The following is a 22139-nucleotide window of genomic DNA, read 5'->3' as shown; positions in this document are numbered from 1 at the left end:
ACTTACTACATTATCACTATATTAATTCTGCTGCTGATAACCAATTAATTGTGATTGAGCTAAAACATTATAGATAATCAATTCTTTATTTAATCCAGTCACCGATAACAATAAATTCCTCGCCTGTAACCAAATTTGATACAACGAAGCTATTTCATCATTGTTTTTTGTCGCAAGAAGCCTGACTAAAGGCACTTGATCGCGATTAACTATGTATCGACCTACTTTTTGTTTGGCTTTTAAGGCATCGCTTAACAATGCACAAAACCAAGTAATGCGCTCAAAAAAACTTTCATGATTAAAAGTTTTAGCTAATTGCCAAAAATTATTTTGCGGTAAGATCTCTAATAAATTATCACAAAATGATTTTCTCTGCTGCCATTTTTCAGGTTGTAGTAATGTTGCTGCATTTAGTGGCGCATTTTCGCTCAATAATAATGCAGTGGCAAGTTCATTATCACTGTATAGGTGATTGTGTTGCTTTTTTAACCAATAAATAGATTGTTCTAATTTTGGAATAGGTAAAAAATAACAAAAACAACGACTGTGAATCGTGGGTAAGAATTGGCTATTATGCTCATCGCTCAAAATAAAATAGGTATTTTCTGGTGGCTCTTCTAATGTTTTTAACAATGCATTAGCCGCCGCCTCCGTCATTGAAGCCGCATGTTTGATCCAAATTATTTTATTGCCGCCTTGTTGTGATTTTTCATAAACTTTAGTCGAAATATTACGTATTTGATCAATACCAATTGATTGTTTACCTTGCTCATGTGTAATGATGTAATAATCAGGATGATGCTGAGATAAAAACAACTGGCAATTATGACAATTACCACAAGGCTCTAATTGTTGTGAAGATTGACAAATTAATAGATTAATCAGTAAATTTATCAATTCTTCTTCACCACTTCCCTGAATATAATTAATTAACAAGGCATGGTGTGCCCGATTATTAACAATCGTATCAGCAAGTTGCTGAAAAGGTAATGCTAACCAAGGATATTTATTAAAGATCATAAAACTAAAACCTAATTTATTAGCCATGAATTCAAAATAATTTCAATTTGAGCTGTCACATCTTCTATAGATTTATTAGCATCAATGGTAATAATAGTATTATCACGTTCAGCTAGTTGTAAATAACGCTGACGAATACGCTCAAAGAACGGTAATGATTGTTGTTCAATACGATCAAGTTGCCCGCGAGATCTGGCACGCATTAAACCGAGCTCTGGTGCAATATCTAAGTACAATGTTAAATCAGGTTTAAAATTACCCAAAACCTGAGCTTGCAATGTTTCAATAAAAACCTTATCGATCTGTCTCCCACCACCTTGATAAGCTTGAGTAGATAAATCATGTCGATCGCCAATAACCCATTTCCCCATTTTTAATGCCGGTTTAATTACATTATCAACCAATTGAATACGAGCAGCATATAGCATTAACAATTCCGCTTTATCGGTTAGCGGCTCATTACCAAAACCATTTTTAATAATATTTCGTAATGCTTCTGCAATTGGAGTACCTCCAGGTTCGCGAGTAAATTTTAAATCAGCAATATGATGTTGTTTTAAAATACGTGCAACTGTATTGACGGCTGTTGTTTTGCCGGCACCTTCTAAACCTTCGATGACAATAAATTTACCTGTCATACAAAATTCCCAAATGATTGATAATAAATTTATGATTAATGTTGAGTATTGTACGCTATTTTTAATAATTATTTTAGTTTAACTAAAAAACCTCTATTTCATATTATCTATGCATATGATTATTAAATTTTATTTTTATAAATAGCTATCATTAGAGCCTTGTAAAAAATATTGAGGAGTGTATACCATCTACTCACATAAAGGTAGATAATTCAAAACCATATGGATGTAATTTTTAACTAGTACAGTTATATCCCTGTACCTACAGGGAACTCATCATCTAATTGTAAATAAACTTCAGTAAATACGGTATATCCCTGTACCTACAGGGAACTCAAAATCAACAATATACTGGCGGGACTGGAACGCGGTATATCCCTGTACCTACAGGGAACTCAATATATAGCTAAGGTTCGGGTTGAATTAGGGCGGTATATCCCTGTACCTACAGGGAACTCAATTCGATAGAGTGTCAATATAAGATAGCGTGCGGTATATCCCTGTACCTACAGGGAACTCATCATCTAATTGTAAATAAACTTCAGTAAATACGGTATATCCCTGTACCTACAGGGAACTCCATGTTTCGACGGATGGCGGCAATAGCTGCCTAGGTATATCCCTGTACCTACAGGGAACTCTATCATATAAATTATAAATTAGTTATTAATAACGGTATATCCCTGTACCTACAGGGAACTCATAAATTTATCGGCAACATTTCGAGTGATTGGCGGTATATCCCTGTACCTACAGGGAACTCTTAAATTTGATATTGATGCACCTAAATACCTACGGTATATCCCTATACCTACAGGGAACTCTTTCATTCCTCTTTTAGTAAAATCAGTTAACCCGGTATATCCCTGTACCTACAGGGAACTCTTTTTATTTCAATTATATTTTTAATTTGCCAACGGTATATCCCTGTACCTACAGGGAACTCTATTTCCATCGCTACTTTTATTATGTCTATTGCGGTATATCCCTGTACCTACAGGGAACTCTAAACGAACAATTGACGATTTGTCAACGCCGACGGTATATCCCTGTACCTACAGGGAACTCGGCGCCCAAAGGAATAATAAGAATTTCGTTACCGGTATATCCCTGTACCTACAGGGAACTCTTCCCACAGCGGACGTTCAATTACTGTTAGCTCGGTATATCCCTGTACCTACAGGGAACTCGTCTAATGGCAATTTTAAATAGCCTAAATTTTCGGTATATCCCTGTACCTACAGGGAACTCTCTAAATATAGATAATTGTTTTATATAATATTTTTTAGTTAGTTAAAATCTACCAAATTTTCCTAATTTTTAAAGAACATTAACTTATTGATTTTCAATAGGTAAAAAAGATACTAACCTTAGTCCATCTAAATCTACCGGAACCCTTCTATTTGCGCCATAAGTTTGGAAGTCAAATCCTGACTCAGTATTAGTCGCCCAAGCAAGGACAACATTGCCTTCCTCAGCAAGTTTAGTAATTTGTTGCCATAGCATTTCTCTTATTGGTCTTGATATATCACCGATGTAAACCCCGGCTCTAATTTCAAGTAACCAAATTGCTAAACGACCTCGTAACCTAGGCGGGACATTTTCAGTTACTACAACACACATACTCATTTTTAGCGACTCCTAAAGCCACTGTCAGCAAGAGATTGAGGTTCTGGGATAGCGGGAGGTTGGGCATCGTCTGGAGCTGGAGGCGGTTCAATTCCACCAGCAGATAAAACTTCTTCAATAAGCGGAATTAATATTGCTAATGTTTTTTGGCTTCTAAAAATTTCACGGCAGGCCACACGAACTTCCCGATCGGGATCTGCATTGTTTTTTGCTGCTATTTCAAAAGCTTTAGGTACAACGGTATCAAATTTAATAATATCAGCAATATCATAAACAAATGAGAGAGGTTTTCCACTATGTACAAAACCGATAGCCGGTGCGTAACCGGCCGCCAAAACAGCTGCTTCGGTGATGCCATATAAGCAAGACGTGGCAGCACTTATACATTGATTAACCGTATCTCCTTTTTGCCAATCTTTGGGATCGTATTTTCTTCCATGCCATTTAACATGATAACGTTTAGCCAGTAATGAATAAGTTTCACGTACTCGCGATCCTTCAATGCCTCGTAACTGTTCAATAGAGCGACGACTCGGTGCCGGTTCACCAAATCGTAACTCAAACATTTTTTTGACCACTTTTAAACGTAAATCATCATCTAAAGCCAATTTAGCTTGATAAAGTAGTTTATCTGATCTTGCCCCGCCTGGTTGACCCGATGAATACATTCTGACGCCAGCTTCACCGACCCAAACGAGCAAAGTACCAACCGTTGCCGCTAGTTTGATAGCAGCATGAGAAACTCGAGTCCCAGGTTCTAACATTATGCAAGCTATCGAGCCCACTGGAATATGCGTTCTGATGCCGGTTTTATCAATTAATACAAACGCTCCATCTAGAACGTCAATTTGTCCATATTGCAAAAAAATCATTGACGTTCTATTTTTTAGAGGAATCGGATTAAGTGGAGCATAAACCATAATCGCGCATCCTATTGATAATGTTTTAGCAAAAATAAACCACAACCAAATCCTTTACTTTTGCCAACTCCTTGATAGATGGTATTTAAAAATAAGTCAACATCCGTTACGGTTAACACCCCTTGATAATCAACACTGCTATAAGTAATGGGTTTAAGATTGCTTTTTTTAATAAATTGCTCTTGGGTATAATTAATTACTGTGCAATCAAGTTGTTGATCATTAGTCGATAATGAAAATCCTCTGCTTTCACTTTGTTTAATTAACCAATTTATGGCAGCTTCATTCTGACGAATTTTTATCTCATTAGTATCTAAACCTTGTTGTTTAGCCAGATATTTAGCATTCATCATCACATCACTACGCTTACCATTTTTAAACACCACTGGATTTGCTCGCAGGGAAAAAATCAATTTCATACCAACGGTTAACTTTGGCTGGTATGGTTTAGTTTCTACTAAAAATAGCTCATGATTGGTTAGCGGTGCTATTTCCGATAACAGATAGTATTGATAGCCTTTGCCAATTCTCTCTTCACGAAATAAAAAGCAACGTTTTTCTTGATTAGGAAAGAGTTGCCATAACCATTGATGAATAGCATAAGGTCCTGAATTTTGCATTTTCTGTTGCATAACATAAGGAAGTCGATTTAATTTTAAAGTAACTCGAGAAAAATACATCTATTCACTCCCTTTCAAATGGCCTGAAAACTGCTGACGATCACTAAATTGCCAACGGTGACGGCTTATTGGTTGATCTTGACGACGCTGAATTTTAATTACCTCAAAGTAATCTTCTTGAATGGCCTGTTCCCAATAATATTCATCAGCAATACCTTTTAATAGTTTATCAATAACCGGATCTTGCCGATGACACTCTTGATAGTGTTTATCGGCAAAACTAAAAGCCTCACGCAATGTTCCTTGATACAAAATAGGCGATAACGGTAACGATAAAGGTGAGTTTTTTCTTCCTGCGTATAAGGGAAAAACAGGTTTAAGTAATGCTTGCTGAATTTGCTCTAAACTATAAGGTGCATTCTCAGTCTCAGTCATGACTATTTGATAATAAACGTCATTATAATATTCACGCTGTGATAATAACGTCTCTAGTTCAAGAGGGTTTTGTCGTATTTCATCAAAGCGTGTATACCAGACTTGCTTTTTATTAGCCCTAGGAGCTTGGACGGTATGAAAATCTCGAAACCAACTACTATTAGCAATAAAAGGACGAATCGCAAAATGATAATGCTGATTAAAATGATCAATCTGATTATCATCACGACGAATGCCGAGTGCAGCCGATACTAATCCCAATAAAGCAGAGCGAGAGGGAATAATATTGCTGTGGCGAACTTCGCCAACAGCAGGTTCGCCCCAAGAGGTAAATGGGGCATAAATCTGAAAAATAAGATGGTTGATCATCTTGTCCACCCCCCTATTTTTGCGCAACAAAATCTAATGCAGCACTAAGGGTTCCTTCTCCAGTTTCACTATTGAGAACATAGCGACTATCAGCACATTGACCATAAACTTTATCAAATTTATCTCGTTGCTCTTCCAAACGACTAATAGCATCATTTACCATATCTTGACTACGAATTGGATTAAAATAAGCTACCGCTAAAGAGCGCGGTTGTTGGTTACCTTTTTCTATTAATAAATAGGAAGTATATGCTCGTGAAGCAAAACTATTTTGCATCCCTGTTGGTGCAACTTTGGCGGCTGATTCAGTTAAAGCTTTTAAGGTTTTTTCAACCAATGCTTCATCACCATTTAAATTTTCGAGAAGTAAATCACGGCTGATACAGACATAAGTATAAAACAGCGCCGAAGCAAATCCACGTTCGCCCAAATGCGCTGAACCAGCATCAACATCATTATTATTTAAATCATCAACAGCAGTAAAAAAATCATCCTCAATGGTTACCGTACTTACGCCTAATGCATGAGAAACTTGACAGGCAGCTTCAATATTAAATGCCGGGCTATCAGCTAACATTCTGCCAAATAAGGCAATATCAATACTACTATTTTCTTTACGTAATAATTTAACTTCATCATCGCTAGGTTCGCGTTTTTCACTAATTAATAAATCAACTAATTGTTTAATTACTTGTTGTTCATTACTACTAATATGTACCAATTGTTCTATTTCTAAATTATCCAATGGGTCTTTTGGTGATTTTTCATTTTTTAGTTTACCAAACTGATTCGCTATTTTAATTGCACTTGCTGTAGCTATTTTTTCAGAAACGCCGTTATCAATCATTGCAGTATAGACCCAGTCTCGAGCAAAACGGCGTGAGCGAATACCAATATGATCACTTAATGATTGATAAAAACAGTCAGAAGTACGCCACGCTCTTTTTAAGCTTTGTGACGAAATACGCAAACGGTCAGTATTTCCCATTTTAGCGGTTTTTGGTCGACCTAAATCATCACGGTTTAAGTTTGAAGGAGCATAAGCGGTTAATAGATGTAATTGAATAAAAGTAGTCATGATGATTATTCCTTAGTATTATTTTTAGTTGAAAAATAGTCCATAGCCCAACGAGTAGAAAAGCGTTTAAACGGATTAGTATTAGCTGGCCAATTGTGTTCACGAGCATACCACTCTTGCATCCATAGAAAGATGCCGTCAGCAAGGGAAGTTAGATTAACGCCTTTTTCACCGCGCAACTTAACGGCACGAATTAAACGCTGACAAAATTCTTCTGGGGTTTCACTATTAAGAAGACGTTCAAATCGCAATTTAGATAAATAATTACGTTCTCCGCCTTTGATTTTTTCACTTAATTGTGCAGCAAATGGCGCTTTATCATTATTTGACTCTGCAAAAACAGCCACATTAACCAATATCTGTAATGCATGATAATGAATATCCGTTTGCGCTAATTTACTGTCGTTATTAAGAAGTTTATTAGCTAAAATCGTATAGCCATCCTGTAGAATTATTAATTCAGACAATGAAACCCGGCGTAATTCAGCACGTAATTTTCGTCCATTGTAGTTAATACCATTAAATTTACATTGCCGTTGCTGCAACATAGAAAACCATTCATCGATAATCTTTTTGTGGCTATCATTTAAGATTATCAGCTTTTTTTGGATAGTGTCTGACATGTTGTTCTCCCTACATGCAATCAAGACGGTTTATTAAGTTTAATCTTTTTGATATTTCTAAGTTTGTTAAAGTCTTTAAGTAATTTTTCTCTGGTTGTAATTTTTTTGGAACTTATCATCTGTTGATCTGGATCAGAAAAAGCAGCGTTATCGTAGATTTGAGTAATATATTTTAATAAGGTATTTGTCCAATCTAACAACAAATGAAAACGCCCATTCGGATTCTCTTTTTCTTTGATAAGTTGTTTCACAAATTGGTAAAAAGGCATTTCTGTTTCTTTCCAATAAGCAATATCAACTGAACTGGACTGTTTATTGATAGCTGTCAAGGCTTTACGCTGTAATGATAAAGTGTCTTTGCTAAATTCTAATGCTTGTTTAATCAGCTCTTTAAGATCGCTGTCAGGATCAGCTAATGCAGGATATACTGGAAAAGTGTGTTCATACCAACAGCGTGCCTTCATATTGTCAAAATCGTATCCAAAGCACCAAAGGTGATATTTTTCAGCAGATTTCAATCCTCGATTATAATGAACTCTTACCACCTGAGCTGATTGGGTTTCATCATTAGTGCTAACCATGCCTAGCCAATCGCGGTAAATTAACCCGCCAGGTTGTCCTTTAATCGCAATGGGTGCATTTGTTTTGCTATCAGTTCGATATGGTGATAAAGGATGGCGCCAGTTTTGGTATTGAACACCATAATTTTTAGTTTGATAATGGCTAATAAGCTCAGACGACTCTTCGCCACAAAGATCACAATGGCCTTGTGTTGTATTTTCAAAATCGAGCTCAATGCGACGAGGCATACCCCAAAATGCTTGACAACAATTAGCTTGTTCAGGAAATACACTTAAATTTTTAGGTGGTTCACTGGTTATGGTTTTGTTTAACCATGGGAAGACAGTTTCATCATAGCATTGTGGTTTTTCGTCATCAAGTGGCATCACATTTAACCATAATTTTTTCCATAATGGTGTTGAGGTGTTTAGCTCTGGCATCATTAAAGTAGTAATTGGTCCACCACCTCGCAAACTGACTCGATGCCCTTGTCCACCTGATGGGGCATTAATTTGTAAAGTAAATAATGCCATAACAGCACAATGTGGACAAATAGCGTTAACAAAATCACGCTTTATAAAATGGTCTGTATTTTTCTTTAGTGCATTTTCACCCGGAGCTTCAACCAATAAACTTGAAATCGGTACTTTATTACCATTCAATGGTGTAAAGTCTTGCATAAAGGCTGGTTTAGCTGCACCAAATTGCATTGCTGGTTTAACTTGTTCAAATGCCTCATCGAGTTGCGCTTGAGTTATACCTTCATGCCAATAATCTAACCATTCATCATTATCTTCAGGGGAAAAAGTAGTTTGCAGTAAACCTATAAGGAATTGATAAGCAGCACCTTGAAAATCCGGTCTAAAATAGGCTAAGTCGGCAATGGTTTCGTTAACTAACTGACTAGGTTTAATTTTACTAATATGACCATCAAAATAAACAACAGGAATCCATTCATGGTCTAACAATGATAAAGAAGACAATTTATCCCCCTTTTTTTTAGTTTAAAATAAGCGAAATATACGTTATTTCGCTTATCTGTTTAAGTTTAAATTACTTAAGTCTATATGAAGCCGATTTATTGATTTCAAAACTTAAAATAAACGACCGAATTTCTTGATCATTTATTACATTTTTTAATTCAATAGTCTATCGATTTTTTTGTAATTGCACTTATTTTGTAGTGTATTACATATTGATAATAATTTTTTAAATGATTGATAATGAATTGATGATTAATGTTGAGTATTGTACGCTATTTTTAATAATTATTTTAGTTTAGCTAAAAATTAGCTATTAATGATATAGTAAAAATAAACTTTATTATTAAGAAGAGATGATAGAGATCTTATATGCCACAAAACTTTAAAAATTATAATCAAGATCTATTAAAAAAAGTTGTATTAAAGAAAAATATAACAACAATAGTACAGCTTTCAGTGGCACTCTTGTTTATTCTTAATATTCTTTTTACTTTGCGATTACACCAGAGAACTATTATCTGCCCTAAAATTGAATTTTCATTTTTTGCTGTAGCCATCCTGCTTAGTTTTCTTCTCACTTTTTCTAGAAAAAAAATGTTGAAAAAACCATTTTTAGAACGAATTAAACAGTACCTTGCACGTGCTTTTATGATTTTTTCTTTTAATCTCCTAATTTTTTTAGGTCTACCAATAGATATCATTTATTTCTATCCTACTGAATCCAAAATTTATACCACTGAATATAAAATTACCGCGCCAGGGCCAAGTAGAGGTAAACATGGGCATTGTAAAAATGGTTTAAAGATTCTTGATAAAGATAACAATTATTTCTTTTTTCTATGCATAAATTTAAATGACAAAATAAAATATGGTACTAAAGCTCAAGTAAGAGTCAAAGAAACACCAATAGGCTCATACTTAATTGATTATAAATTATTTGTTACTAGCAAATAATTTACTAATTAATCACATTTGCAATGTCATGCAAACTATTTCAACGCACTTTCTGCCTAGTGTTATTACCTTAAAAACCGATATTATGCAGGACTTTAATTTGACGATTTGAATCACTTAATGTTTATAATACAACATTAAACATTCAGCCCTAGAAACGTTAATACATAATAATGTTACTCACATTGAGAAAGTTATGATTAAGAAGAATAATGATAATTATCCAGCAAATAATGATTTAAATAATAACAATACTGGTACACAATCCGAAATCCCATCGTTACAGAGAAAACGGCCGTTGTTTCTTTCAATCATTGATAAATTAACGCCTTTTTCCATGATTTGGGTTAGTTTGGTGTTGATGTATGGTGTTATCTGTATGTATACAAATAGAATGGGACAAGATGAGTTTTATCGTTTTATCTTTTTCTTACAAAGCCCTATTGTTGTAGTGCTAAACTGTATTGCCTTATTACTCGCTTTATTTCATTCAATAAACTGGTTTAGGTTAATGCCAAAGGTTATTTTTAAGCAAAATATTCATAAAAAGAAACAAGGATATTTACTTATTATTGGCTTATGGGGTGTAACAATTTTACTTTCATATTGCTTACTATTATTGACAATTAAATAAGTGGTATTTGATCAATGAAAAATCAAGAAACTCAACCAATACAGTCTGACTCAAAAGTGGCAAAAGGATTATTTGCTTTTGGTGGACTTTGGGCAGCTATTTTCGCACCAGTGGTATTAATCATTATTGCGTTTATCATTCCTTTTGGTAACGCAATAACGCGTTCATATATTTTAAAGTTAGCCAATACTGAATTAGGAAAATTATTTTTATGCTTAATGATTTCGCTACCAATTTGGTGTGGATTGCAACAGATTCTAAATTTATTACATCAATTTAATATCTATCCAAAGCGAGAAAAACTACTTACGTATGGTTTAGCGTTAGCATGGACAGCTCATGCAATTTATATTTTATTTGTAAGATAAAACTAGAATGATGTTAATTCATTGGCGTTATCGAGTTCACTTGTGATAACGCCATGTTTAATTGATTAATAATAAGTAATCTGCCGAACTATATTAGTTTGTTTGTTTTTTCTATTTTGTTTTGATTGTGTTGCACTCAACCAATCATTTTTCTCATTAAAAGTTAAAAATTCAGTCATATAATGAGTGGTATTTTTTCCAACTATTGAATAAGTCGACTGGATTACATTTAATCGATTTTTATCATCATATTGGTAAGAAAAATCGCTTTCATTTTTAGTTTTATTACTATATTGTGCCGATACTTTTGCTAAATGACTATTTTGATAACCAAATGCATAAATCGAAGCACCTTTTTGCACTGTTCCTACTACTTGGCCATTAGCATCCAACTCTTTTAGCTGCCATTGCACATTTTTATTAATTAAACAATTGTTATTATCAAATTGATAACTATCATTCTCAATAAAGGTAAAATCGGGCGCTTGTTTTATCTGTTCGGAGGCAATAATTCTACCTTGTGTATCGATTTTGAACTGAGTGGTGCTCCTTGTTTTATCCTCAATATCCTCAATCAGATTTTGCCAACCAGATTCGTTTTTTTGTAGATGTTCAGAATAAAGTTTTTCATTGTTGCCGGAATAAAGATCGTAATGACTTTCGGTAATCAAACCATTTGGATCATAATTCAAACTATGTTTGACAATTGAACGTATCGTACCAGTATCTAATGTAATGGTTGAAGTTCTCACTTCTTGCTTAATTCCTTTAGCTGTTGAATCAATAAAGTCTAATATTTTAAAAATATAGTTATTTGCCTCAACTTTATTTTGTTCGGGATTATCTGAACACGTCAATGCCATTGCATTTATTGAGATAAATGATAAACATGAAGCGGTTAAAAAACGGAATATATTTTTTTGCATAATGAACCTGTTAACTCGTTTACTAAACTAAATATTTAATAGTGGCTTATAGCTAAGCCACAAAGTTGTACATTTATTTTTTTCGCATTAATAATGCGTCTTCCCAATTAACCTTTTGTTCTTGTTTATGCTCTTGCTGAGCTTGTTGTTTTTCATCAGACTGTTCATCTTTTTCTACATTTTCAGGTGATCCTACTTTTTGAGCTTTTCCGATAATATCAGCATGAATTAACGTTTTAGTCGCTTTTCTCGGTGGTTTATCTAAAAATGATAGTAAAACTTTGGTGTACTCTGATTCCGGCGTATAAAACACTTTTTCTCGTGAACCTTGTTCAACAATTTTACCGTCTTTCATAACTACAATCTGATGACATATTGAATAGACTAAGGCAAGATCATGGCTAATAAACAGATAGCTAAGATGATGTTTCTCTTGCAATGATTTAAGTAAATTAATTATCTGCTTTTGAATTGTATGATCTAAAGATGACGTTGGCTCATCTAAAATTAATAGTTCCGGCCGCAATATTAAAGCTCTAGCAATCGCTATTCTTTGCCGTTGTCCACCAGAAAACTCATTTGGATAACGAAAACGCATTTCAGGATCCAAACCAACCTCTAGCATAATATCAATTACCGCTTGTTCTCGCTCTGTTTTAGTCAATTTTTTGTGCGTCATTAGACCTTCACTGATGATCTGCTCAACATTAAAGCGAGGATTAAGTGATGAAAATGGATCTTGAAATACAACCTGAATTCGGCTACGGAATGGTAATAACTTCTTACCAGATAAATTCTGGATAGGATGGCTATCAAATAGGATATCGCCTTTAGATTTTATTAAACGTAAAATAGCTAGTGCAGTGGTACTTTTACCTGAGCCAGACTCCCCAACAATACCAACTGTCTCACCTTGATGTACCGCAAAACCAATATTATCAACAATTTTTTTCTTTTTGCTGCTAAATAATCGTTTTTGAGTGACGACCTCAACATTAAGATGATTCACATTCAGCAATATACCGGGAATATCAGGTAAAGGAACCGGTTCACCACTAGGCTGAGAATTTAATAATGTTTGAGTATATTCTTGTTGTGGACGCAAAAAGATACGTTGTTTATTATTGAACTCAACAATTTGGCCATCTTGCATTACCGCTACTTTATCTGCTAATTTTTTTACTATGCCCAAATTATGTGAAATAAATAACATGCTCATATTAAGCTCTTTTTTGAGCTCTTTGAGTAGTTCAATAATTTGTCCCTGAACAGAAACATCTAAAGCAGTAGTTGGTTCATCAGCAATTAATAATTTTGGATGAGTTAAAATGGCCATGGCAATCATTACACGTTGCCTTTCACCGCCAGATAACTGATGAGGATAAGAAGCCAGTTTGCTTTTAGGATCTTTAATACCAACCCGATCGAGATATTGTAAGATTTCACCTCGAGCCACATTACGTCGCATACCTCGATGTAAAGATAAGACTTCATAAAGTTGTTTTTCAACGGTATGCAATGGATTAAGTGATACCATTGGCTCTTGAAATATCATACTAATTTTATTACCGCGAATTTTACGCAATTCTTTTTCAGAGGCATGTAATAATGATTTATCTTCAAAAATAATATCTCCTGAAGGATAAATCACTCGCTCTTTTGATAACAGCCTCAATATTGACAGTGCTGTTACACTTTTACCAGAGCCTGACTCACCGACTAATGCCACTGTTTCTTGTTCATTAATATCAAAACTAATAGCGTCAACAACTTGATTTTGTGAATGCAGGCCAGTTTTAAAGGCAATACTTAAATCAATGATAGATAATAAAGGAGAACTCATTTATATACTCCTTTGTTTGGATCAAATGCATCTCTAATTGCTTCACCAATAAAAATTAATAGTGACAATAAGATGGAAATAACTAAAAAAGAACTAATTCCTAGCCAAGGCGCTTGCAAATTATTTTTTCCTTGGAGTAATAATCGCCCTAAAGATGGTGAATCAATTGGTAAACCAAAGCCGAGAAAATCAAGTGCCGTTAGTGTTGAAATTGAACCACAAAGGATAAATGGTAAAAATGTTAATGTTGCCACCATTGCATTTGGTAACATATGACGTAACATAATTTTACTATCGCTTACTCCCATAGCTTTAGCGGCTCGAATATAATCGAAATTACGGGTTCGGAAGAATTCTGCTCGAACAACACCAACCAACGCCATCCAGCCAAATAACACCGTAATACCTAATAACCACCAGAAATTAAGCGGTAAGATACTGGCAAGCAGAATTATCACAAATAGCTCAGGTAAACCACTCCAAATCTCAATAAATCGTTGTCCTAATAGATCAACTTTTCCGCCATAATAACCTTGAATTGCGCCAATTAGCGCACCGATAATGGAGGTGAAAAAGGTAAGAAACAAGGCAAAAAACATTGATACTCTAAAACCATAAGCAATGTTTGCTAAAACATCAAATCCAGCATCGGTGGTGCCAAGCAGATGGTTTTTTGATGGTGGTGTAGGGAACGTACTGGTTGTGTCATGAATCACAGTATTATGAGTATAACGAAATGGAGGCCAAAGTATCCAACCATCAGACTCAATCTTATTTTGTACCGCCGGATCTAAATAATTAGTTTGTGTTTGAAATTGTCCACCAAATTCAGTTTCCGGATAAAAATAGAATATTGGCGAATAATAGTTATTTTGATACTTGATAAATATCGGTCGATCATTAAATATAAAATCGGAAAATAGGCTGATTATAAATAATATTGAAAATAACCATAATGAATAATACCCACGTCGATTGGATTTAAATCGTTGCCAACGTAGCTGATTAATTGAATAGTGCGTAGTCATCAGTTGCGAGCCTCAAAGTCAATACGTGGATCGATTATCATATAAGATAAATCTGATAAGAGTTTGGTAATAAGCCCAATCAATGTAAATATATACAATGAACCAAAAATAACCGGGTAATCGCGCTGAATAATTGCTTCATAACCGAGAAGCCCCAATCCATTAAGCGAAAAAATAGCTTCAATCAATACTGAACCGGTAAATAAAATTCCAACAAATGCTGCAGGAAAACCCGATACAATAAGCAAGGTTGCATTACGAAAAACATGCTTATACAGAATTTGCCTTTCACTTAACCCTTTCGCTCTAGCAGTAACAACATATTGCTTACGAATCTCATCTAAGAATGAGTTTTTGGTTAACATGGTTAGTGTGGCAAAACCACTTACTACCATGGCAATAATCGGTAAGCAAATGTGCCATGCATAATCTTTTACTTTGCCCCAAAAATCTAATTGTTCAAAATTATTAGAAATCAAACCGCGCAGCGGGAAAATATCCCAATAACTGCCACCTGCAAACAAAACAATTAATAATACGGCTAATAAAAAAGCAGGTATTGCATAACCAATGATAATTAACGTACTTGACCAAAAATCAAATCTTGAACCATCTTTAACCGCTTTACGAATTCCTAATGGGATTGAGATTAAATAAATGATTAATGTACTCCATAATCCCAATGAAATAGAAACAGGTAAACTTTTGGTAATTAAACTTAATACTGATTCACTTTTAAAGAAACTGTTACCAAAATCAAACTGGATATATTGTTTTAACGTAATGATATAGCGTTCCCAAATTGGTTTATCAAACCCATACTGCTTTTCAATCATTGCCACTATTTCAGGATCTAAACCTCGAGCACCACGATAATTTGATTTATTTTTTGGTTCGGTTAACTTTACCGGAATATTTTCACTGCCAGGCAGCAATACTTGCCCAGCTTGAGGTCCATTCTCCATCATAGCTAAAGCTTGATCAACGGGGCCACCTGGTGCAATTTGCACAATAAAAAAATTGATAGTCAAAATGATTAGTAGGGTTGGTATAATTAGCAATAATCGACGGATAAAATAATTCAACATATTAGTGTACTCTATTCTTTGTCAAACTAGCTGCTTTGTCTGCATCATACCACCAACTATCAATACCTATTGCATAAGTTGGCTGTATGGCTGGTTGCCCAAACTTGTTCCAATATGCATAATAAGTTTTGCTGTTATACCACATTGGAATCATCGGATATTCTTGAGTTAAAATACGATCAAGCGCTCGACCCAGTGAAATTAACTCACTTTGATTACCTACATTTTTAATTATTTCAGCAATAATCGAATCAATTGCCTGATTATGTAAGCCGGAACCATTATATGTAGAGTTTAAATATTCACTTCCCCAAAAAAGTACTAAATTTGAAGATGGATAGTCTATTGCACTATAATTACGTGGCATCATGTCATAATCACGCTCACGCATTCTGCGCGTCAATTGGGCATAATCTAATGAAGTTATTTTCATTGTAATCCCTAAACGGGCTAAATTTTGCTGAAATGGAATTGCATATTTGACGTCCGCACCCGTATAAGTTAATAGCTCGAATTCAAAAGGTTGCTCGGTTTTAGCATTAATTAACTTACCATCTTTAATAATCCAACCCGCTTCTTCTAACAATTTAGCGGCGGTTAATAAGTTATTGCGGTTAAAACCTTGTCCATCACTTTTCGCAATAGTATAGGCATCATCAAAGGCTTGCTCGGGAATAATATCCTTATATGGTGTTAACCATTTAAGTTCTTGTTCACTAGGTTTACCTTTTGCAGCATAAATAGTATTTTCAAAAAAGCTAAACGGTCTTTTATAACTATCATAATAAAAAGCGTGATTAAGCCATTCAAAATCGAAAGCTAAGGTTATTGCTTGGCGAACTTTAACATCTTTAAAAAGATCTTTCTGCAAATTAAACGCTAACCATCTAGTATCTACTGCAGTTTCGACGTTTTTTTCTTGCTTTATGATATCTTTTGAATCAAAGTATTTTCCTTGATATTGAGTAAACCAGTTTTTAGGTTGCCCTTCACCTCGAAAATCGTATTCCCCAGCTTTAAATGCCTCTAGAGCAATACTATCATCCATATAATAATCAATACGCTTTTCATCAAAATTATCTAAACCTTTATTAACAGGTAAATCTTTTGCCCAATAGTCAGGATTACGCTTATAAACCACATACTGTCCCATTTTATAATCACTAATATAATAAGGACCGCTGCCAATAGGAGGGTTGCTTAACGGCTCGGAAAAATCACGATCTTGCCAAAAATGTTTAGGTAAAACATGCATACTACCAACAAAAGAAAGTAATTTTTCACGATCGCTTTCTGGTAATTCAACACGGACTCGATAATCATCTATCACTTTAACATTTACCCCTTTGTTATAAACTCGATATTGTGAAACACCTTCGGTCATAAATTTATGAAAAGTAAATTCCACGTCATATGCCGTTATTGGCTTACCATCCTGAAAACGTGCATTAGGATTAATCGAGACTTCTGCCCAACGATAACTATCAGAATAAGTAATTGAAGTGGCTATCAGTGGATAAAAGCTGGAAATATCATCGGCTGTTGAGGTAAAAAGAGAATCATATAACTCACCAGAATAATGTTCAGGTGCGCCACGACTAGCATAACGGTTAAAATTATCAAAGGTACCTATTTCATGTAGTTTGATAATCCCACCTTTAGGGGCATTGGGATTCACATATTCTAGATGGTCAAAATTTTCAGGATATTTCGGATCACCCAATAACGAAAAAATGGTTTTATGGTAAATATGCTCGGTAGGTTGACTCGGTTCAATGTCGTCAATCGGCTGGGGGACAATAGTCTCAATTGATGAGTTAGCTTCTAGCGTTGTATCTGACAGCAAAGTGATATTTGGTTCTTCTTCGGCATAGATAGTCATTGAACAAAATAATAATCCACTCAAACAGCTTGAGATGAATAACTTTTTGATATTTTTTTTTCTTTGACTAATCATCCTAATTTAGTTCCTGTTTTATCAACAATTTATCAAAATAAGATTTTACCCTATTGAGTATTAAAAATTTCAAACAATTTAGAATACGCTAAATAACATAGTAAGTTAACTATTTTGCCAAACTTCCAGCGAATGAGCAAAACCTTATTAATAAACTTAATAATAAACGGCGATTATAACATTAATTGTTATCAATATTTGTTTAAGATTTATTCTTTTATAGAAAATAAATTTTTAACTAGATAAGAATAAATCGTCATGATTCATAATAAAAAAATTTTGAGGAACGGGGTTTTTTAGTATAAAAATTTAGCAATTTAATCGATATTATTTTATTATTTTAGAATCATTAATGATACTGAGCTAAATAATCCAACCAGTTAATCATCTAAAATAAGGATATCCGTTTTAATGCTTGAATCATTCTACAAATATTGGGGAAAATGCCAACAAGGCGATCAGTCAGATAATTATCACCTTTTAGCCTACCACAATTTAGATGTTGCAGCTTGTGGATATCATATAGTAAAAAACAATTATTTTAATTCTGCAGAGCTATTTGAACAGATTGGTTTTTCATCAGATGAGACTGAAACAGCAGCCCTTTGGTTCGCCTATTTTCTAGCTTGGCATGATATTGGCAAATTCGCTAATGGATTTCAGCAATTATTCAAACACAATAATCCCAATCTCGTCGCCCCAGATCCAGCCAAAAGTTATTTAACTCGACATGATTCTCTTGGACACTGGTTATGGAAGAATTATTTAATGCAAGAATCAGAAATCCAATTAGAACATTACAATTATAATATTGACCAAATATATAATATCTGGTTATTAATCATGACCGGCCACCATGGCAAGCCGCCAATCTTAGATGCCAAAGGCAACTTAGCATTTAATTCACAAGATAAACAAGCATCTTTAGATTATATTAAAGCAATTAATAAGTTGTTTATCGTAGATAATCGGTTAGCTGGCTACCACACTAGTTTTTTTGATAAAAAATTTCGCAAAATTCTCAGCAAATTGAGCTGGTTAATCGCAGCCATAACCGTTATTAGCGATTGGTTAGGTTCCAATGAGCAATTTTTCCCTTTTTGTTCAAAATCAATGGAGTTATCAGAGTATTGGGCAAACTATGCACTCGCTAATGCTGAAAAAGCCGTAGCAACTTTACCTAAAAGATCCTCCATTACTCCTTTTAATGGTATTAAAAACCTGTTTCCATTTATAGAAAAACCGACACCACTACAACAACAAGCACTATCCTGCCAATTAACCAATATTGGACCTGAATTATTTATTATGGAGGATGTCACCGGTGCCGGTAAAACCGAAGCATCCATGATTTTGGCACATCGATTAATGGCTGCCGGGAAAGCACACGGTATTTACATCGGTATGCCTACTCAAGCAACCGCTAATGGTATCTATCAACGAACGGCAGAGGTCTACGGCCAATTGTATCAAGCCGACAGCCATCCATCACTGGTTTTGGCTCATGGTGCAAGTTACATGAATCCGACTTTTACTCAAACAATAATTAATTTAGATAATATTAGTCAGCAAAAATATCTCAACAATGATAATTCAGCCAGTAGCGAGTGCAATGAATGGTTTGTCGATACTCGTAAAAAGTCATTACTGGCGGAAGTTGGGGTTGGTACGTTGGATCAAGCTTTGATGGCTGTAATGCCATTTAAACATCAATCTTTGCGATTATTAGGGTTGCGTCATAAATTACTTATTTTAGATGAAGTTCATGCTTATGATAGTTATATGGTAAAACTATTAGAATCATTATTGCATTATCATGCATCGCAAGGTGGCAGTGCAATTATTCTTACTGCGACTTTACCATTTTTTCTGCGCGAAAAATTGCTTAACGCCTTCTATAGTGGATTAACATCAACACCATCATCTTTAACAGTTAATACAGATTTACCTTTTCCTTTATTTACTCAACTAAATCAAAAAAGCTTAGTCGAACAAGCAATAGAAACAAGAGATGAAGTAAAGCGACAAGTTAAGATTGACTGGATTGATAATATCAATTCCGGTATCGAAAAAATAAAGAGTACAATTGAGCAAGGAAAAATTATTTGTTGGATAAAAAATAGTGTGGCTGATGCCATTAGTTTATATCAACAAATACAACAAAATTTGCATCTTGATAGTAAGCAAATTTTGCTATTTCATAGTCGTTTTGCTTATTGTGACCGTTTGGCTATCGAGCAAAAAACTATCGAATGGGCGGGGAAAACTTCAAATCATACAATTCGTACAGGTAAGGTTATTATTGCTACTCAAGTCATTGAGCAATCATTAGATCTTGATTTTGACGAAATGATTAGTGACATTGCACCTATTGATCTATTGATTCAACGTGCAGGACGTTTACAAAGGCATGTACGCGATAAACAAGGCAATATCAAACCATCTACAGAGCAAAATCGTCCCATTGATGATCGTAACAAACCAATATTGACCGTTTTTGCACCAACGTGGGATGATGATCCAAGCGAAGATTGGCTAGATAATCCAGAATTTCGCAATACTAAATATGTTTACGCTAATCATGCCTATTTATGGTTTACCCAACGAGTTTTACGTGAAAGAGGTGTTATAACAATGCCTGAAGATGCGAGACTACTTATAGAAGCTGTTTATCGCCATGATCTTGAACCACCAGAAGGTTTACAAGAAGCTTTTTATCAAGCACTAGGACAACAACTTGGCCAAAGCTCACAAGCTAAAAGTATCACATTAAATTTTAATAAATGCTATAGCCGTGAACAATTCAATGGTGAATGGGATAAGGAAATTGAAGTTTCTACCCGTTTATCAAAGGATAATGTTGATCTTTATTTAGCATATCAACATGAAGATAAAATTCTGCCTTACTCAAGTAGTAGTGAGTATGCTTGGGAACAAAGTCATCTTACAATTAGTGCATCTAAATGGGCTAGGGTTAAAAATGACATTCCACAACTTGATCAACAACATCTAGAAAAATTAAGACAACAAATACATAGATCTAATGCAATAATTGTTTTAATTAAGTTAGAAAAAGAATCTTCCTTTTATACTAAAGAATTAGGTTTTTATCTTAATTAATTTAATCCACATTTAAAAAGTAATAATTCTATCTTCTAATAAATTGATTAAAATTTAAACCAATAAAATTGGTGAAAAATGACGACTGTATATTTCAATTATAAAACAATTAGTTATAATTAGAGTGTTCCCTATACACATAGGGATAAACCGAGCAAAAAAGGAAAAATCGGGAATGGCTCAAAGTGTTCCCTATACACATAGGGATAAACCGCTAAATTTATTGAAATTTTAGACGGTGATATTGTGTTCCCTATACACATAGGGATAAACCGGTTGGGCTTCTTTTGTCGCTGATAATTTACCAGTGTTCCCTATACACATAGGGATAAACCGCAAATACCAACCTCAATTATACCCCCTCGTCAGTGTTCCCTATACACATAGGGATAAACCAAGGTTTTAATTTAGTAAATGGTAAGGCAGTTAGTAGATAGGCTACACTAATTCGTACAACTTTTTAAAGGATAAGATAAACTACCCTAAAAAAAGAAAATACGATGAAAATAAAACGACGAGGGAGACCAACCTATACTGATGATTTTAAACAGCAGATGGTAACGCTTTATCAACTTGGTAAAACACGCAGTAAATTAGTTTTACAGTATCAGTTAATGCTATCAGCATTAGATAGAGGGATAACAAAATACTCCACAACAGATTCATTCAAGTTAAAGATAATCGAAGCATTGAAGATAATGAGTTACTAGCCCTACACAAAGAGAATAAACGGTTATTGATGGTAAACGATATCCTAAAGCAAACTAAACTAATTTAGCATAATAGGGATTACTCAATGTTGCATTGGGTAATGACTTTGGTAGAACTTCTATTTTTGCCTACAAAAACAACCTGTAAGGAAAGTAGCCAGAAAAAGTCCAATGATTGACATTAAGTGATGTCATAGTTTTTTCATAAAATCTATACCAATTCTTAAACTATTCTTCAACTTTAATGGTATAAGTTTTATTAAATTTATTTCCCCGACATGACATTGTACCGTAAGTGATTCCTGAGAGTTTTATTGTGATTGCTCCTGCAACTTTAGGTGTTCCCTTTATTTTAAGATCATTAAAGGAAACATGGGTACCAAAATCAGTTGGAGATAATTCAAGTCCAGAGTTTTCAGGTTCTATTTTATAGTGAAAAAGGTGTTGAATAACACGAAGGTTAATATCAACTACAGCATTATAGGGCACACCCAATGTGGCATTAGGTAAAGATTCCGGTAGGACTTCAACTTTTTCTGTACAAAAACAACCTGTAAGGAAAGTAGCCAGAAAAAGTCCAATGATTAACATTAAGTGATATCGTAATTTTTTCATATAGTTTATTTAGCTTAATT

At 34.4% G+C, this 22139-nt stretch carries 20 protein-coding genes and 2 CRISPR repeat arrays; of the genes, 5 read left to right on the top strand and 15 right to left on the bottom strand.

Annotation, left to right across the window (positions count from 1 at the left end; genetic code table 11):
* Nucleotides 1–21: 21 nt before the first annotated feature.
* From holB to casA, 9 genes are all read right to left on the bottom strand, one after another.
* Nucleotides 22–1020, bottom strand: coding sequence for a DNA polymerase III subunit delta' (gene holB / locus B6D18_RS12570; RefSeq protein ID WP_158092511.1), 999 nt, complete (start codon nucleotides 1018–1020; stop codon nucleotides 22–24).
* A gap of 11 nt (nucleotides 1021–1031) precedes the next feature.
* Nucleotides 1032–1658, bottom strand: coding sequence for a dTMP kinase (gene tmk, locus B6D18_RS03275; RefSeq protein ID WP_086363124.1), 627 nt, complete (start codon nucleotides 1656–1658; stop codon nucleotides 1032–1034).
* A 246-nt stretch (nucleotides 1659–1904) separates the two neighbouring features.
* Nucleotides 1905–2909: direct repeats of the CRISPR family, unit length 29 nt; unit sequence CGGTATATCCCTGTACCTACAGGGAACTC.
* Nucleotides 2910–2993: 84 nt separating this feature from the next.
* Nucleotides 2994–3287 (bottom strand): type I-E CRISPR-associated endoribonuclease Cas2e, encoded by a 294-nt coding sequence (gene cas2e / locus B6D18_RS03270; protein ID WP_065577731.1) that lies wholly within the window; start codon nucleotides 3285–3287, stop codon nucleotides 2994–2996.
* Nucleotides 3288–3289: 2 nt separating this feature from the next.
* On the bottom strand, nucleotides 3290–4207 hold the full coding sequence (gene cas1e / locus B6D18_RS03265; protein WP_086363140.1) for a type I-E CRISPR-associated endonuclease Cas1e: 918 nt from the start codon (nucleotides 4205–4207) through the stop codon (nucleotides 3290–3292).
* 11 nt (nucleotides 4208–4218) lie between these two features.
* Nucleotides 4219–4887 (bottom strand): type I-E CRISPR-associated protein Cas6/Cse3/CasE, encoded by a 669-nt coding sequence (gene cas6e, locus B6D18_RS03260; RefSeq protein WP_086363123.1) that lies wholly within the window; start codon nucleotides 4885–4887, stop codon nucleotides 4219–4221.
* Nucleotides 4888–5631, bottom strand: coding sequence for a type I-E CRISPR-associated protein Cas5/CasD (cas5e, locus tag B6D18_RS03255; protein ID WP_086363122.1), 744 nt, complete (start codon nucleotides 5629–5631; stop codon nucleotides 4888–4890).
* A 13-nt stretch (nucleotides 5632–5644) separates the two neighbouring features.
* Entirely contained in the window at nucleotides 5645–6709 is a 1065-nt protein-coding gene (cas7e, locus tag B6D18_RS03250; protein WP_086363121.1) for a type I-E CRISPR-associated protein Cas7/Cse4/CasC, read from the bottom strand.
* Nucleotides 6710–6714: 5 nt separating this feature from the next.
* Nucleotides 6715–7332, bottom strand: a complete 618-nt coding sequence (gene casB / locus B6D18_RS03245; RefSeq protein WP_086363120.1) for a type I-E CRISPR-associated protein Cse2/CasB — start codon at nucleotides 7330–7332, stop codon at nucleotides 6715–6717.
* Nucleotides 7333–7352: 20 nt separating this feature from the next.
* Complete coding sequence (gene casA / locus B6D18_RS03240; protein WP_086363119.1) at nucleotides 7353–8876, bottom strand: type I-E CRISPR-associated protein Cse1/CasA; 1524 nt, start codon at nucleotides 8874–8876, stop codon at nucleotides 7353–7355.
* A gap of 369 nt (nucleotides 8877–9245) precedes the next feature.
* On the opposite strand from casA, the gene B6D18_RS03235 reads away from it, so the two are divergent.
* From B6D18_RS03235 to frdD, 3 genes are all read left to right on the top strand, one after another.
* Nucleotides 9246–9830 (top strand): hypothetical protein, encoded by a 585-nt coding sequence (locus tag B6D18_RS03235; protein ID WP_086363118.1) that lies wholly within the window; start codon nucleotides 9246–9248, stop codon nucleotides 9828–9830.
* 196 nt (nucleotides 9831–10026) lie between these two features.
* Nucleotides 10027–10464: a hypothetical protein gene (locus B6D18_RS03230; protein ID WP_086363117.1), complete on the top strand. Its 438-nt coding sequence runs from the start codon at nucleotides 10027–10029 to the stop codon at nucleotides 10462–10464.
* A gap of 14 nt (nucleotides 10465–10478) precedes the next feature.
* A complete protein-coding gene (gene frdD / locus B6D18_RS03225; protein ID WP_086363116.1) occupies nucleotides 10479–10832 on the top strand; it encodes a fumarate reductase subunit FrdD in 354 nt (117 codons plus the stop codon).
* Between the two features lie 65 nt (nucleotides 10833–10897).
* On the opposite strand, the gene B6D18_RS03220 is transcribed toward frdD, so the two are convergent.
* The 5 genes from B6D18_RS03220 to B6D18_RS03200 form a co-directional block, all read right to left on the bottom strand.
* Complete coding sequence (locus B6D18_RS03220) at nucleotides 10898–11758, bottom strand: hypothetical protein (RefSeq protein WP_086363115.1); 861 nt, start codon at nucleotides 11756–11758, stop codon at nucleotides 10898–10900.
* A gap of 73 nt (nucleotides 11759–11831) precedes the next feature.
* Nucleotides 11832–13601, bottom strand: coding sequence for a microcin C ABC transporter ATP-binding protein YejF (gene yejF, locus B6D18_RS03215; RefSeq protein ID WP_086363114.1), 1770 nt, complete (start codon nucleotides 13599–13601; stop codon nucleotides 11832–11834).
* Complete coding sequence (locus B6D18_RS03210) at nucleotides 13598–14629, bottom strand: ABC transporter permease (RefSeq protein ID WP_086363113.1); 1032 nt, start codon at nucleotides 14627–14629, stop codon at nucleotides 13598–13600. The genes yejF and B6D18_RS03210 overlap by 4 nt, the downstream gene beginning before the upstream one ends.
* Nucleotides 14629–15717: a microcin C ABC transporter permease YejB gene (locus B6D18_RS03205; RefSeq protein WP_086363112.1), complete on the bottom strand. Its 1089-nt coding sequence runs from the start codon at nucleotides 15715–15717 to the stop codon at nucleotides 14629–14631. Before B6D18_RS03205 ends, B6D18_RS03210 begins: the two co-directional genes overlap by 1 nt.
* A gap of 1 nt (nucleotide 15718) precedes the next feature.
* Nucleotides 15719–17599: an extracellular solute-binding protein gene (locus B6D18_RS03200; protein ID WP_086363139.1), complete on the bottom strand. Its 1881-nt coding sequence runs from the start codon at nucleotides 17597–17599 to the stop codon at nucleotides 15719–15721.
* 486 nt (nucleotides 17600–18085) lie between these two features.
* Between B6D18_RS03200 and B6D18_RS03195 the strand changes: the two genes are divergently transcribed.
* Both B6D18_RS03195 and B6D18_RS03190 read left to right on the top strand, forming a co-directional pair.
* Entirely contained in the window at nucleotides 18086–20794 is a 2709-nt protein-coding gene (locus tag B6D18_RS03195) for a CRISPR-associated helicase/endonuclease Cas3 (protein ID WP_086363111.1), read from the top strand.
* Nucleotides 20795–20917: 123 nt separating this feature from the next.
* Nucleotides 20918–21191: direct repeats of the CRISPR family, unit length 30 nt; unit sequence AGTGTTCCCTATACACATAGGGATAAACCG.
* Nucleotides 21192–21294: 103 nt separating this feature from the next.
* Nucleotides 21295–21504 (top strand): hypothetical protein, encoded by a 210-nt coding sequence (locus B6D18_RS03190; RefSeq protein ID WP_086363110.1) that lies wholly within the window; start codon nucleotides 21295–21297, stop codon nucleotides 21502–21504.
* 228 nt (nucleotides 21505–21732) lie between these two features.
* On the opposite strand, the gene B6D18_RS03185 is transcribed toward B6D18_RS03190, so the two are convergent.
* Nucleotides 21733–22119, bottom strand: coding sequence for a hypothetical protein (locus B6D18_RS03185; protein ID WP_144063945.1), 387 nt, complete (start codon nucleotides 22117–22119; stop codon nucleotides 21733–21735).
* Between the last annotated feature and the right edge of the window lie 20 nt (nucleotides 22120–22139).

It is taken from the genome of Gilliamella sp. A7 (genome assembly GCF_002142015.1).
GTDB classification, from domain to species: domain Bacteria; phylum Pseudomonadota; class Gammaproteobacteria; order Enterobacterales; family Orbaceae; genus Gilliamella; species Gilliamella apis_A.
Note: the sequence above shows the minus strand (reverse complement) of the source record. Positions and strands in the feature narration are given on the sequence as shown.

What these genes read in the sequence shown, in the direction of transcription:
- cas5e (WP_086363122.1), bottom strand. Translation starts at nt 5,631, where the DNA reads ATGATCAACCATCTTATTTTTCAGATTTATGCCCCATTTACCTCTTGG.
- B6D18_RS03235 (WP_086363118.1), top strand. Translation starts at nt 9,246, where the DNA reads ATGCCACAAAACTTTAAAAATTATAATCAAGATCTATTAAAAAAAGTT.
- B6D18_RS03200 (WP_086363139.1), bottom strand. Translation starts at nt 17,599, where the DNA reads ATGACTATCTATGCCGAAGAAGAACCAAATATCACTTTGCTGTCAGAT.
- cas7e (WP_086363121.1), bottom strand. Translation starts at nt 6,709, where the DNA reads ATGACTACTTTTATTCAATTACATCTATTAACCGCTTATGCTCCTTCA.
- B6D18_RS03230 (WP_086363117.1), top strand. Translation starts at nt 10,027, where the DNA reads ATGATTAAGAAGAATAATGATAATTATCCAGCAAATAATGATTTAAAT.
- cas1e (WP_086363140.1), bottom strand. Translation starts at nt 4,207, where the DNA reads ATGGTTTATGCTCCACTTAATCCGATTCCTCTAAAAAATAGAACGTCA.
- B6D18_RS03190 (WP_086363110.1), top strand. Translation starts at nt 21,295, where the DNA reads ATGAAAATAAAACGACGAGGGAGACCAACCTATACTGATGATTTTAAA.
- B6D18_RS03220 (WP_086363115.1), bottom strand. Translation starts at nt 11,758, where the DNA reads ATGCAAAAAAATATATTCCGTTTTTTAACCGCTTCATGTTTATCATTT.
- B6D18_RS03210 (WP_086363113.1), bottom strand. Translation starts at nt 14,629, where the DNA reads ATGACTACGCACTATTCAATTAATCAGCTACGTTGGCAACGATTTAAA.
- cas2e (WP_065577731.1), bottom strand. Translation starts at nt 3,287, where the DNA reads ATGAGTATGTGTGTTGTAGTAACTGAAAATGTCCCGCCTAGGTTACGA.
- casB (WP_086363120.1), bottom strand. Translation starts at nt 7,332, where the DNA reads ATGTCAGACACTATCCAAAAAAAGCTGATAATCTTAAATGATAGCCAC.
- B6D18_RS03195 (WP_086363111.1), top strand. Translation starts at nt 18,086, where the DNA reads ATGCTTGAATCATTCTACAAATATTGGGGAAAATGCCAACAAGGCGAT.
- yejF (WP_086363114.1), bottom strand. Translation starts at nt 13,601, where the DNA reads ATGAGTTCTCCTTTATTATCTATCATTGATTTAAGTATTGCCTTTAAA.
- cas6e (WP_086363123.1), bottom strand. Translation starts at nt 4,887, where the DNA reads ATGTATTTTTCTCGAGTTACTTTAAAATTAAATCGACTTCCTTATGTT.
- B6D18_RS03205 (WP_086363112.1), bottom strand. Translation starts at nt 15,717, where the DNA reads ATGTTGAATTATTTTATCCGTCGATTATTGCTAATTATACCAACCCTA.
- tmk (WP_086363124.1), bottom strand. Translation starts at nt 1,658, where the DNA reads ATGACAGGTAAATTTATTGTCATCGAAGGTTTAGAAGGTGCCGGCAAA.
- holB (WP_158092511.1), bottom strand. Translation starts at nt 1,020, where the DNA reads ATGATCTTTAATAAATATCCTTGGTTAGCATTACCTTTTCAGCAACTT.
- B6D18_RS03185 (WP_144063945.1), bottom strand. Translation starts at nt 22,119, where the DNA reads ATGAAAAAATTACGATATCACTTAATGTTAATCATTGGACTTTTTCTG.
- frdD (WP_086363116.1), top strand. Translation starts at nt 10,479, where the DNA reads ATGAAAAATCAAGAAACTCAACCAATACAGTCTGACTCAAAAGTGGCA.